This is a genomic window from Rhizobium sp. RHZ02 (genome assembly GCF_014851575.1).
Taxonomy (GTDB): domain Bacteria; phylum Pseudomonadota; class Alphaproteobacteria; order Rhizobiales; family Rhizobiaceae; genus Rhizobium; species Rhizobium altiplani.
Genome location: NZ_JACUZX010000009.1, coordinates 35,296 through 48,422, shown reverse-complemented (window position 1 = coordinate 48,422; position 13,127 = coordinate 35,296). Strand labels below are relative to the sequence as shown.

Genomic DNA, 13,127 nt, shown 5'->3' with positions numbered 1-13,127 from the left:
GTCCGAGCGATCTCGTTACGCTCCTTTGCTTCCTCGACATACAGTAGAGTGTATTACCTATGATGACATGAGATGACAGGATCCGGCTGGGCGGCCGTCGCCCGCGCCGCGTTCGCATTGGGGGCCGGCTCTCGGGCCGGCCTTTCCTTTTCAATCGCAGTAGACCCTACCGCTCTGGCGTGCGCGCAGATCGAAGTGAAAATGGTTCCAATGCTCTGGATTGCTGCCCGGTCCGAGCACCGTGTTGAAGTACTTGCAGCTGTCGCTGCGCACGGCCTGCAGCAGCCTGCCCTCCCGGAAAGAGAACAACCCTTTCTTGCGCACGTCGATCGCGTGACCGCTCTTCAGGACAAACTTGCCGACATCGATTGCGTTGCCGTGAGCGTGCTCGGACATCGGATTGTAGCGCTGCCGGCTGTTGTTCATGCGGCGGCAGCTATATCCGCCGAGGGGCTGGATGGTCTTGATACCGGACCAGTAGCGAAAGCGGGCGGAAGGCGCGAGCTCGTTCTTGACCCATTTGGCGAAGGCGAGCGTCACCTGGCAATTCAGCGTCACCGCCGGCCGGACGCCGATATTGCCTGACAGGCCCTGCAATGAGATCGGGTACGGCACCTGGCAGGCCGGCCCGTTTGAGATCGGCGGCTTCTCGGTATAGACGACACCCATCCGCTTCAACTCACGGCGACAGGCAAGCTCCGAGGCTGGCATTACGCTCGGATCAGCGGGCGCGACCGGTTCGCTCATCATCGGCGCGGTCGGGTTGTTCGGTCGCAACATGGCGACCTCGTTCTCTTCGGGCACGCGCGCCGGCGCAACCACCCGCCTTCCGTCATTCCAGACAGGTGCGTTACCCATCTGCGCCTGCGCCGCGGGCGCAGGGATCCGCGCGCTGTTAAGCTGGGTCGGATTTTCGGTGCCGATGCCATCGACAACGGGCTGGTCGGACTGGCCCTCGGCGATCTGCTGCTGTTGCTCCTCTGCCAGACCGACGACAGGCTCCGCCCCCAGTTCAGCATCCATATTGACGCCACCGGTAGGCACGGAAAGTGGCTGCGTTCCGCCCCAGGTCGAAGGCTGGTTTCGAAGTGAGCCGGCAGCGCCCTGCGCGCCCGCCATCGCCTCGTCGCTGTCGATCATTGGCAGTCGCCCGGGCTGCGCGGATGCTCGTAGCGTCTGGCTGCCACTGCGGCTCTCACCTGTTCCAGCAAGATTGGGGGTGTTGAGATAATCCACCGATCCTGCGGCATCGCTGACAGGCGCGTTTGCGGCCGGATAGGCCTGCTCGCTCGGCGCTGTCTGCATTTGCGGCACAGGTGCGCGGCGGCTTGCCGGAGAGATCGATCCCACCCGTGTTCCATTGTCCACCTCGCCGGGCGGAATAAGGCCATCGGTGGAACACGTCACCAGGGCTGTCGATAGCAGCACGGGCAATACGTATTGCCGAAGAATGGGAACAAACGCCATACTCTCATCGCTTCCGAGGAACGGCAGGGATCTAAAACTTGAGCCGAAATTTAACGATGAACGGTGAACGAAAGCTTACCCGGATCGCGACTGCCGCCCCCAACTCCCGAAACCGAGCCCGGACAGCACCTATCCAGGCCAAGGACAAGACGCTGGCCCGACACGCAGCTGTCACAATTTGGACATAGCCGCCCTCGACAACACAAGTTGCCGCATGCTGTACAAAAACGAAATCTTAAGTCATTCCAACGATTGTAAGATTGAGCCATCCAACGTCGGACCGGGTATGAGTTTCTTCGCTGCTTTCGTCAAAATCGCAGACCCGATGGCGTCATCCCGAGGTAGCAGCGAGGCTGCCGTGGCGGCGCTGGAACGCCAACTCGCGGACAAGGAGCGGCAGCTCGAACAGCAGGCGGTCGCCCTCGCGCACAGCCGGAAGATATTCGATCGCTCGTCCGAGGCCGCACGGATTGGCGTATGGGAATGCAGCCTACCCGACAATCAGCTTGTCTGGACCAAGATGGTCTACGATCTCTTCGACCTGCCACATGAGGCGAATCTCGACCGCGCCGAGATCCTGAAATGCTACTCTAGAGAATCGCTTTCCGAGCTTATTCGTCTCCGCGGCCGAGCGATCGAGGAGCGGACCGGATTTACGCTCGATGCCGAGATCCTCACGCCCAAGGGCCATACGCGTTGGATTCGCATCACCGCGACCGTTGAGTGTGAAGACGATGTCCCCGTCCGGATCTTCGGCATGAAACTCGACATCACGGCTGAAAAGATGATGTACGATCAGATCCGCTATCTGGCGGAATTCGACATCCTGACCGGCCTGCCGAACCGCGCGCAGTTTCAGACCGCGCTGCAGCGCCTGCCTCTGCGCTCCGTTGGCGGCAATGCCGCTGCCCTGCTTCTGATCGACCTCGACGGCTTCAAGGGCATTAACGACACCTTCGGCCACCAGGCGGGCGACGATTGCCTCAAGGAAACGGCAGAACGGTTGCTCGCAGCGTGCGCGGGGGCAGACCTCGTGGCACGGATTGGCGGCGATGAGTTCGCGGTTCTCGTCAGCGGCTACGACAGTGTCGAAAGCGTCGCCGCGCTCGCCGGGACAGTCGTTCGGCGCCTCAGCCGCTCTATCGAACGGAACGGCGCCAAAATGGATGTCGGCGCATCCGTCGGGGTTGCCTTCCACGACGCATCGCTGCGTTCTGACATCTTCGTTTGCGCCGACGCCGCGCTCTACAAGGCGAAAAGCGACGGCAAGAACCGCTTCCAGGTCCACCAGGCTCCCGCCTGCATCGACAATCCAAAGATGGACGCCGCCTAACCTCTCCCACGCATTGACCGAGCAACGTGCCTTCTGAAACGCTGGCGACGGATGCACGCATCTGGACTATACTACAGGCTGACTGCGGTCATCGGCAACGTGCGTCAGGAGTGACATATGGCAGACAGCAGATCCCCGGTCGCCCCAGGCGCACGCGACCTTGCAATATTGATCGGCCGGCTGCTTCTCGCCTGGATTTTCCTGCATGAAGGCGTCTCGCTGGCGTTGAATTTTTCAGGCGCCGTCGAGATGGCCGCGCAATTCGGCTTGAGCGTTCCCCTGCTTGTGGCAACGATCGCACTCCAGATCGGCGCCGGCCTATCTATTGCGGGCGGGCTCTTGACCCGCTTCGGCGCAGCCGCCCTGGGCCTGTTTTGCGTCGCAACCGCCACGCTCTACCACACGAACTTCAGCGACCAGAACGAACTCCTTCATTTCGAGAAGGACCTGGCCATTGCTGGTGGGATGTTCGTGCTCGCCGCGGCGGGAGCCGGCGCTCTCTCGATCGATCACTGGCTGAGAAGCCGCGGGCAGTAGCGCCGGTCGAACTAAAAAATCTGAACACCTACCCTCGTCGCCGATCCGTCGCGAAGATTATTGCGCGAAGTCACCATGCGGTCACGCAGCATCGCACCGCTCTCCCCGATAGGCTCTCACGATCGCCTCGACCGCCTCCACCGCCTGGGCAGTGTTCGTCTGGTAGTTCGTGACTGACAGCCGCAAGACCTGCCTGCCGCGCCATATCGCGCCACCGGCAAACAGGGCGCCTTCCCGCTGCAAGGCACCGATCGTTCGCTTGGTCAGCTCGTCGGCCTGCTCGGCCGGCCAGTCCGCTCCGAAGCGCACTATCACTTGGTTGAGCAGCACATCGTTGGCGATCGCAATTCCCGGCTCTTTGGCAAGCGCCTGCGCTATGGATGCCGCGACGTCACTGGCGCCATCAACCAAGGCCTCGATGCCCTGGCGTCCGAGATGCCTGATCATCGCCCACGTGGCAAAGCCACGCGCGCGCCGCGACAGCTCCGGCACATAGTGCGAGGGATCGCGCTCGCCTTCGCTGGCAAGCGGCAGATAGCTCGCCGATATGGTCATGGCCCGCCGATGCGCGACTTCGTCGCGAACGATTGCATAGCCGCAATCGTATGGCGTCTGCAGCCACTTGTGCCCGTCCGTCGCCCAGCTGTCCGCCTGCTCCACGCCTGAAGTGAGATGACGGCGCCGTGCCGATACCTGCGCCCAGAGGCCGAACGCCCCGTCGACATGCACCCATGCGCCTTTCGATTTGGCGATCGGGATCAACCTGCCGAAATCATCGCAGGCACCCGTATTGATCTGCCCGGCCTGGAGGATCGCTATGCGCGGGCCAGAGACATCAGCAACGGCCTGTTCGAACCCTGCCGGCACGATACGCCCCTGATCATCGGTCGGGACCCGTATCACGCGGTCGTGGCCGAGACCGAGAAACTGCAAGGCAGAAAATACCGTCGTATGCGCATCATCGCCGATCAGCACTGAAATGGGCGGCGCTCCGAACAGCCCGTTGGCGTCGGCATCCCAGCCGGCGCGCAACAGCACCTCGCCTCGGGCCGCCGCCAGGCAAGTGAAATTCGCGACGGTTGCGCCGGTAACGAAACCAACTGAGGCCTCTAAGGGGAGTCCGAGCAGCTGAAGCAGCCAGCGCCCGCCCACTGTTTCAACGGCCGCGGCCGAAGGCGATACCGTATGGTTGCCGGCATTCTGTCCCCACGCACTGGTAAGGAAGTCAGCCGCTACCCCCATTGGGTGAGAGCCACCGATGACCCAGCCGAAGAAGCGAGGGCCGGTCATCAAATGCAGTCCGGGCTCGGCCGTTGTTACTAGCTCGTCAAGCACGTCGACAAGTGGCGATGGCTGTTCCGGCAGCGGAGCGGCGAAAGCCTCCAGCGAGCCGGCGTAATCCCGCAACGGATGATGGGGCCGACTATCGATCGTGTCGCGAAAGCGCGCGGCATGGTCGGCAGCGATTGAGAACAATTCCTTCGTGCCCATGCGTCCGCCCCCCCAACATCAGGCAGTTGAGCCTGCGATGGCGGAGAATAGCCTGAACTCAGTGCCGGAGCCAGCCAAACGGCTCAACCCACCGACGGAACGCTTTCAGATAATCAGGCGCCTGCACTGCGAAGTGCCACGGGCGCCTCGTGTTTCTCGCTGCCGTAGAGCTCGTTCATGATCTTGGCGACTTCGACGGCATAGCCTTCCGTCAAGCCGTGCAATATCTGCCCGCCGAAGGATGCGGGCTCCTCGGTGTCGTTGTCCCACACCATCCAGAGATCAAGCGGGTCGCAAATGACGTCGTAGCGTAGGTCGGAACTGTACATGGTAGATTGCCTCGATAACCCCACCCACTTAACCCACTGACTCTTAACGTCCTCTTGCTTTGGACTAGCAATTAGGGTGAACGATTTTTTGTGCTGGTGGCCGGAAGCCCAGAAACGACCAGGACAAAAACGGTTCCTGATCCTGCCGGAGCTCTCGCAGCGATGTCGCCTCGCGGCAGGTAGGCCCTGAATACAAGTTGCGACGCCCTTCAGAGGCGCTCGCGGCCGTCGGCACAGAGCAAATCCAAGGTCCCCGTTTTATTGCGCAGGGACGCTCCCCGTAACGATACGATCCGTTTTCATCACGTCCATCTGCGGCCAGTTGGACGCGGCTTCGGTGGCCGGACGGCTACCGACTGCCAGAATTGTGATCAGACCGGCCACGATGGCAGTCACAATCAAGCCGCTATAGGTCATGTTTCGAGCCTCAATGCTGTGGTTTCCCAGCCACTGCGGCGCAAACTGATACGAGAGCCTAAATGAAAGCATAATGAACGTGGTTAACGCACAGCCTTTCCGTTCTTGACCGGCGTGTTGTGGATAACTAATCGGCAGCACTGGCCTGCGCGGACCGCTCTTGGAACAACCGCTTCAACGCATCGAGCTTCTCAGCATCAATCTTCGGGTCGGTCACAGCGACCCAGCCATCGATATAGTGCTGGGGCGCATAGACGTGACCGTACCCCATGGGAGAGCTCGTGGCGATTGCCACGTCGACCAGCAATTGCAGCATCGTCAGCGCGGGAAACCAACGCAGGCTCGGCGAAACATCCGGGCCGCGCGGACGCCTCATCCATGCCGGCTCCCGATAGAAGGAATAGGCATCGAAGAAGGTTATTGGGTCGCTGGCATATTGCAGGTAGACGATGCGAATGGGTCCCCAGGTCGCCCCGGGAATATCCAGGTGGTTCGTCTGGTTGGTAAATCGGATGAGGGATCCGTCGCGGAACTGCGGCAGCCACGCGGGCGATTGGGGATTGCGCGCCGCCGTCACGTCTCGCCACATCCTGCTTTCAAAAGGGGGCCCGCTCCACAAAGCCCCCTGAAACGGATCCGCGACAATGTCGAATATATCGGCAGATACCTGCGAATTCAGCGCGCCAAGGCTGAGGCCATGCAGGTAGAGCTTCGGTCTCTTGTCTCGTGGCAAGGTCGTCCAGTAGCCATAGACTTCCCGAAACAACGCCTTGCCTGAGGCCGAGCCATATTCCGGCTCAACCAGCAGCGATAGCCAACTCGCCAGATAGGAATATTGAAGAGCGACGCTCGCCACGTCACCGTGATGCAGATATTCGAGCGGGTCCATCGCCTGCGGGTCGATCCAGCCGGTGCCGGTCGGAACGATGATGACGAGAAGCGAGCGTTCGAACGCGCCCTGCCGCTTCATCTCCTCGAGTGCCAGCTTTGCGCGCCCCTCGATCGTTTCAGCGTTGTTCAGGCCCACATAGGTTCGTATCGGCTCGCGCGCAGGCGCCTTCCAGAAATCGCTGATCTCGGCCGCTGTCGGTCCCGAAGCGATAAACTGGCGTCCGCGACGCCCAAGTCCCTCCCAAGTGACAAGCGAGGCAGTGCTCCCGGTCTTTGCCGGGTCATCTGGCATCGGCACGCCCGTTTCCACAAGCGCGTCGACGCTGCGGAACGAACTATCAGCGAGATGCAATCCCGCCCGCAGCAATACGCCATCCACGACCGACCAGAAGAGTGCGATCGCAAGAACACCTGCGATGACCTGCGAGACGCGGCGCGGAACGTATCGTGATAGCCATCCCGACAGGAACAGACAGGTGAACCGAAACAGCCGGCCGATCAGAACAGCAACGAAGAAGGTGACGATTGCGACGAACGCGACGCTGAAGGGTTCAGCGGTATCGACGCGCTCCATGTGCCACAAGTCGCGAATGGAATTCTGCCAGTCGACAACTCGCCGAAGGAAGATTACGGCCAGCACGACGCCGAGTACGCAAACGATCAGGTTGCCGCGCAGCCTGCCAACACCGGGGACCCGCAGTTCCAGGTACTTCCAGAGCCAGCTGAAGGCCACCCCGAAGAAATATCCCACGGCCGCGGCAATGCCGGACAACACGCCTTGAATCAAATAGGAGCGTGGCATCAGGCTCGGCGTCAGCGACGCGGCGAAGAAGATGAAGCCAAGCGCCAACCCAGGCGTCGAAAGCGATACGAACAGGCGCAACAGCAAACGTTTCATGCGTTCCCTCTCATGCGTCTTGCGCCGGTAAAGGCAGCACGACCGCCCAGCCTGCCTACATCTGAAGTCCGAGGAACTTGAACGGCTGAGAGTCCTTGAACTCCTTTGTCGCGTCCCCGGAATAGGTGTGGTCCTGGTTCTCGCCCAGGTCGAGTTTCTTCACCTTACCGCTCCCCTTGGAGAAGTCGATTGCCTTGAGATCGACCCAGAACGTATTGGGTGTCAGGGCCGACTCGAAGAAATACAGCATGCGCTTGTGGTCGACGACGGTCCGCCAGCGCGTCGACGAAATGTTCGGCTCTTCGGGCGTGTTCAGGCCATAAGGGACCGAGGTGTTTCGAATGACGCTGAAGACACTCGCCAATGCCCTGTTGGGGTCCTCATCCTTGGGAATGGCATTCACATAGAACGAGGCGCGCGCGAAACGGTCGGACGCCCGATTTGTGCCCGGCAGCATGACTGTCCCGCCGATCTGCTTCCAATAGGTGTTCAGCGCCAGTTGCTCATCGAAGGTCGGCGAATTCGTCATCACCTGGTATTTGCGGTCGTGGTGAATGACCTGCTTGCCCTTGATATATTCGACGATCGCGCTGTCGCCGGTCTTGTCGGACATGGATAGATGAAGCGTCGTGAGCCGGTTCTCACCTGGCACGTTGTCGCTGACAATCGTGAAGGGTTCCTTTCCTAACGCCGCTACAGCCTCGTCGACGGTCGCAAAGTTATCGAGCACATACTGCCCCCACGCGGCGATCGTCAGGCCGGGCTTGCTGTCCTTGTCAAACTTCGGATACTCGGATTCGACGAGCCAGAGCAGATTGACATTAAGGCCCGCCTCGTTGAGCCCATCGGTCGTCGATACGTCGTATCCCGTCGCAACAACGCTGCCGTATTTCGCGGTCCACTTGATCGAGTTTGGCCCCGCCTCACCATTGCGTTCAATGCCGCGCGGCAGCACCCACAGGTTCGTAGCAACGTCGCTCTTCCAATCCATCGACCGCGCGGTGATGATGTTGCCGTCAGGGCCGAGATAGACCAATCGCGTGCATGCCTGAGCCGCCGATTGCCCGAAGACCATCATCGATCCGACGGCGAACGCAACAAGCGAACGAGCCAGAGGGTTATTGCCGAAGATCATCCGCTACTCCATTCGTTGTTTTGAACTGAACTAGAAGCGCATCGAGAAGCCGACGACCGGCCCATGTTGGCTGACATCCCAGCGAAACTTGTTCGCGCCGGTGAAATCGTCGTTCTCATAGTCCTGATACAACAGACGATAGCCTGCACGCAGGATCGTCGGCTTGCCGAACATCTCCATCCGGTACCCGAGATACGCCTGCGCATTGACGCTGACCTTTGAGCCGACATCGAAACCGCCGACGTCAGCCTCGGCAAACAGGTTCCAACGGTCGGTGAGGTCGGCGTTCATTCGAAGGCCGATGAATGGATCGGCCCAGTCAGAACTCTTCGTCGAACTGACGCCAAAGGCAGAAACGTCTGCCTTCAGTTCTGTCCAGCGAACGCCGACTGTCGGCTCGAAGGATATTGTGCGCGGCTTTCCAAAGACGGTCTGCCCGCCAAGTTCTACTTCATACGCTTTGAAAAACGCCCCCGCAGCAAGTGTCGTGGTTTTTATGTCGATCCCGATCTCATGCGCGAAGACCCGCTCATCCTGGCTTGTCTGAACATGCTGCCCGTCGAAGTAGACACCCCATTTGCCGTTCGTGACTTCGACGTTGCCCATCAGCGCGAGATCGAGATGGTCGAAGATTTCAGAGAACGGCACGTCCACGTCGGTATCGAAGCCGGCAAGCGACGCGTTGCCTTTCAGGGAGGCTGCCCACACATAGGGGCTGACAATCACTGCCCATTCGGGTTCCGGCTCCATGCGTTCGGCATCAAAATCGGCAGCCCTGGCTGCCGAAAACACAATCGACGATAGGCAGAAAACGAGACTAAAAAGGCTCCTCGGCAGGCAAGGCGAGAATCGAAGCATTCTTAGCCTCCGTTGGGGACGCCATGCACTTTACTATCTGAAAGCGCAAATTCAAGGGACGCACGAGGGAGTAGACGCAGACAAGAGGGCTCCCGAACACCGTCCGGGAGCCCTCTTCCTCCTTAGGGATTTACCGTTCAGGCCGCGTACGACATGCGTCCGGCGCTGGTTCCGCCGGCAGCCCGTAGTCTGAAATTGGCAAGCAACGTGCTCAACTGCCGGCTTTCGTCGGCCAGCGTCTGGCTTGCAGCCGTGGTTTCCTCGACCATCGCGGCATTCTGCTGCGTCATCTGGTCCATGTGATTGACCGAAGTGTTGATCTCGTTGAGCCCCGCGGCCTGCTCGCGAGCCGCAGTCGCGATTGAAATGACGTGATTGTTCACGCGGTTGACCAGTTCCTCGATTTCGAGCAACGCATCCCCAGTCGAACGCACGAGCGTCACGCCGTTGTTTACCTCGCTTGCCGAGGTGCTGATCAGCACTTTGATCTCCTTCGCTGCATTGGCGGAGCGCTGTGCCAATTCGCGCACTTCCTGTGCGACCACGGCGAACCCGCGTCCCGCCTCGCCCGCGCGCGCTGCCTCCACTCCGGCATTGAGTGCGAGGAGGTTTGTCTGGAAGGCAATCTCATCGATGACGCCGATAATCTGGCCGATGCGGTTCGACGAATCCTCGATCCGGTTCATCGCGGTGACTGCGTTGCGGACGATATCGCCAGACTTGCCGGCGCTGGTCTTGGTTTCCGCCACCATCTCGCGGGCTTCTGCTGCACGTTCGGAAGCGGTCCGCACCGTCGCAGTGATCTCGTCGAGAGCTGCCGCCGTTTCTTCCAGCGCAGCCGCCTGCTGCTCGGTACGCTTCGACAGATTGTTGGTCGCCTCGCTGATGTCGCCGGCGCTGTCGTTGACGACGCTGGTCGACTCCGCGATCGCCCGGATCACGCCGTTCAGTGCGTCCACAGCGGAATTGAAGTCGGAGCGCAGCTTGGCATAATCCTGGCCGAGATCGCCGATCGACACGGTCAGGTCGCCCGCAGCCAGTTTTTCAAGTCCCGCGCCGAGCGACTGGATCGCGAAGGTCTGGCGATCCGCTGCCGAGCGCCAGTTGGCCTCGTTGCCGCGACGCTCCTCCTCGATCTGCAACTGGTGCTGGCTCTCGCGATCCCGCATCAGGGCCCGCTCGCGGACGGAATCCCGCAGCACAAGGAGAGACTTCGCCATGGCGCCGATCTCGTCGCGCCTGTCGTGGTCGACAATATCGACGGCGCCGGCTTCATCGGCAATGGCGTTCATCGCACCCTTCAGCCGGGCGATCGGCGCCGTGACGCTGCGCACAATCCCGAAGGCCACGGCGATAATCACGATCGCGCCGACGAGGCAGGCGCCGGCGGCCCAGATCGCATTCTGGCGATAGAGCGCCGCAAGATCGTCAGCATAGACGCCGGTACCGACCACCCAGCCCCAGGGCTCGAAACCGACCACGTGAGAATATTTCAGCACAGGATCCGCTGCACCCGGCTTCGGCCAGTAGTAGTCGACGAAGCCCTCACCGCTCCTCTTCACGGTGTTGGCGAACTCGACGAAGATGAACTTGCCAGTCGGATCCTTGTTCTGCGACAGGTCCGTTCCGTTCAGCTCCGGCTTGATCGGATGCATGATCATCGTCGGATGCATGTCGTTGATCCAGAAGTAGCCGTTGTCGCCGTAGCGCATGGCCGAAATCACTTCCTTCGCTGCACCCTGCGCCTGCTCCCGCGTCATCGCGCCGGATTGTTCCAGCTTGTAGTACTTCTGGAAGATGGCGATGGCCGTGGTATCCATTTGCGCAAGACCGTGCTTGCGCTCGCTCTCCAGCTTCGCGTGCGAATAGTTGAGGAAGAAGGTGATCGCGAGCACCAGAATAGCCAGTGCCAGTGCCACGAGAGAATAAAGGCGGGTAGAAATCTTGACGTTACGCATTGAGCCCCGGCAGTTCAGAATTTAATAATGGTCGAATACTGCTATGCGGGTCTTACCGGATGGTGAATTTGAATTGGATTTTATTGAACTGCCGTAAGGCGAGAGATTTCGCCAGGGACTGACTTCTCGCGACAAAGCATTGATTTATTTCAACAAGCTTCCGCCCATACAAACACGCTAGGTAAGATCTTATAGAACTATGGTAGCAGTCTGCGGCGTTGTACGCATCGCCACCGGACCAGGCCGCGTTTCGCTTTAAAGGCATCTGCGCTAGGGTCCCTCGGAATCGTTGTCCCCGTATCACTGAACAGGAGCCTTCCATGACCGACGCCAAGCCGAATGGCGCGCTGACCCTTCGCACAGTGGCCATGCCGGCCGACGCCAATCCAGCCGGCGACATTTTTGGTGGCTGGGTCATGGCACAGATGGACCTTGCCTCGGGCATCACCGCATCCGAACGCGCCAAGGGCCGCGTCGTCACCGCTGCCGTCAAGGAAATGGCCTTCGCCCTACCGGTGAAGATCGGCGATACGCTGTCAGTCTTCACGACTATCGAACGCGTCGGCCGCACGTCGATCACACTGTCGGTCGAGGCCTGGGCGACCCGCGCACGATATAACAACATGGAAAAGGTGACGGCCGCGACCTTCATCATGGTCGCCCTCGACGAAAGCGGCCAGCCGACGCCGGTTCCCGCGGAGTAGGCATGGAAACGGTCGCCTCGCCGGAGGTCTTTCTCCACATCAAGGTCGTGATGGGGATGGTGATCTCGCTTAGCCTTGCGCGGCTGCTGACCGGGATCGCCGGCATTATCCAACACCCCGGAAAGGCGAAGCCCTATGCCGTGCATCTCGGCTGGGCGGCCTCCATGTTCCTCTTCATCATCCACATCTGGTGGTGGGAGTACCGGCTGCAGGCCGTACCGGTGCTCCATTTCCGCGTCTATTTGTTTCTCATCTGTTTCTGCGGGCTGTTCTTCATGTTGTGCGCCCTGCTCTTCCCCGCTTCGCTGGATGAGTACGGCGGCTACGAGGAATATTTCTACTCCCGCCGCAAGTGGTTTTTCGGCACGCTCGCCATCACCTATGCTGTCGACATCGTCGATACGGCGATCAAGGGAGCCGATCACATCCAGTCGCTCGGCTGGGAGTTTCCGGCGCGCAACGTCGTCTACATCGTACTCTGCTGTATTGCCGCCTGGACCGGAAGCCGCCGCTTCCACACTGCTTTTGTCTGGCTCAATCTCGTCTATCAGATCAGCTTCATTTTCCGCATCTACGATGTCCTCGGATTATGATGCGCAACTTTTTGGTTGCCAATTGGTCGCGGATATGCGATTAAAAAAGGCAACCAGGAGGTTGCTGATATGTCTGATCGCATCGAGAAGATCATCGAACTGAACGCGCCCGTCGAACGCGTCTGGAAGGCCATCACCGATCACCGCGAGTTCGGCGAATGGTTCCGCGTCCAGCTGGACGGACCCTTCGTGCCGGGAGAGAATTCGACCGGCCACATAACCTATCCCGGCTACGAGCACATCCGCTGGCAGGCGACCGTCAAACGCATGGAGAAGCCCGAGCTCTTCTCCTTCACCTGGCATCCCTACGCCATCGATCCTGATGTCGACTATTCCGGCGAACCGCCGACCCTCGTCGAATTCCGCCTGGAGCCGACGCCGTCAGGGTCGCGCCTGACGGTGACGGAGTCAGGTTTCGACAAGGTCCCGCCGCATCGCCGCGAGGAAGCCTTCCGGATGAACGACGGCGGCTGGGCCGAGCAAATGAAAAACATCAAGGAATACCTCGATCGCTAA

Annotated in this window: 13 protein-coding genes; 5 read left to right on the top strand and 8 right to left on the bottom strand. The window is 60.3% G+C overall.

The window, feature by feature from the left end; translation table 11 throughout:
- Positions 1-150 precede the first annotated feature (150 nt).
- Positions 151-1,467 carry an extensin family protein gene (locus IB244_RS15650; RefSeq protein ID WP_169680202.1) on the bottom strand — a complete coding sequence of 439 codons (1,317 nt, stop codon included), beginning with the start codon at positions 1,465-1,467 and terminating at the stop codon, positions 151-153.
- A 286-nt stretch (positions 1,468-1,753) separates the two neighbouring features.
- On the opposite strand from IB244_RS15650, the gene IB244_RS15645 reads away from it, so the two are divergent.
- Entirely contained in the window at positions 1,754-2,800 is a 1,047-nt protein-coding gene (locus tag IB244_RS15645) for a diguanylate cyclase domain-containing protein (RefSeq protein WP_192304742.1), read from the top strand.
- 117 nt (positions 2,801-2,917) lie between these two features.
- Positions 2,918-3,337, top strand: coding sequence for a DoxX family protein (locus IB244_RS15640; RefSeq protein WP_192304740.1), 420 nt, complete (start codon positions 2,918-2,920; stop codon positions 3,335-3,337).
- A gap of 81 nt (positions 3,338-3,418) precedes the next feature.
- On the opposite strand, the gene IB244_RS15635 is transcribed toward IB244_RS15640, so the two are convergent.
- The 7 genes from IB244_RS15635 to IB244_RS15605 form a co-directional block, all read right to left on the bottom strand.
- Complete coding sequence (locus IB244_RS15635) at positions 3,419-4,828, bottom strand: aspartate aminotransferase family protein (protein WP_169680198.1); 1,410 nt, start codon at positions 4,826-4,828, stop codon at positions 3,419-3,421.
- A gap of 113 nt (positions 4,829-4,941) precedes the next feature.
- Positions 4,942-5,157 (bottom strand): hypothetical protein, encoded by a 216-nt coding sequence (locus tag IB244_RS15630; RefSeq protein ID WP_018854771.1) that lies wholly within the window; start codon positions 5,155-5,157, stop codon positions 4,942-4,944.
- 258 nt (positions 5,158-5,415) lie between these two features.
- Positions 5,416-5,574, bottom strand: coding sequence for a hypothetical protein (locus tag IB244_RS15625; RefSeq protein WP_167354909.1), 159 nt, complete (start codon positions 5,572-5,574; stop codon positions 5,416-5,418).
- 127 nt (positions 5,575-5,701) lie between these two features.
- Positions 5,702-7,363 (bottom strand): alpha/beta hydrolase, encoded by a 1,662-nt coding sequence (locus IB244_RS15620; RefSeq protein WP_018854769.1) that lies wholly within the window; start codon positions 7,361-7,363, stop codon positions 5,702-5,704.
- Between the two features lie 55 nt (positions 7,364-7,418).
- Positions 7,419-8,441 (bottom strand): linear amide C-N hydrolase, encoded by a 1,023-nt coding sequence (locus tag IB244_RS15615; protein ID WP_246734427.1) that lies wholly within the window; start codon positions 8,439-8,441, stop codon positions 7,419-7,421.
- Between the two features lie 87 nt (positions 8,442-8,528).
- Positions 8,529-9,356 (bottom strand): hypothetical protein, encoded by an 828-nt coding sequence (locus IB244_RS15610; RefSeq protein WP_246734425.1) that lies wholly within the window; start codon positions 9,354-9,356, stop codon positions 8,529-8,531.
- Positions 9,357-9,493: 137 nt separating this feature from the next.
- Positions 9,494-11,314 (bottom strand): methyl-accepting chemotaxis protein, encoded by a 1,821-nt coding sequence (locus IB244_RS15605; RefSeq protein ID WP_192304736.1) that lies wholly within the window; start codon positions 11,312-11,314, stop codon positions 9,494-9,496.
- Between the two features lie 320 nt (positions 11,315-11,634).
- Between IB244_RS15605 and IB244_RS15600 the strand changes: the two genes are divergently transcribed.
- The 3 genes from IB244_RS15600 to IB244_RS15590 all read left to right on the top strand — a co-directional run bounded on the left by IB244_RS15600 (position 11,635) and on the right by IB244_RS15590 (position 13,127).
- Entirely contained in the window at positions 11,635-12,018 is a 384-nt protein-coding gene (locus IB244_RS15600; protein WP_018854766.1) for an acyl-CoA thioesterase, read from the top strand.
- A 2-nt stretch (positions 12,019-12,020) separates the two neighbouring features.
- Positions 12,021-12,611, top strand: a complete 591-nt coding sequence (locus IB244_RS15595) for a hypothetical protein (RefSeq protein ID WP_192304734.1) — start codon at positions 12,021-12,023, stop codon at positions 12,609-12,611.
- Positions 12,612-12,680: 69 nt separating this feature from the next.
- Complete coding sequence (locus tag IB244_RS15590) at positions 12,681-13,127, top strand: SRPBCC family protein (RefSeq protein WP_018116196.1); 447 nt, start codon at positions 12,681-12,683, stop codon at positions 13,125-13,127.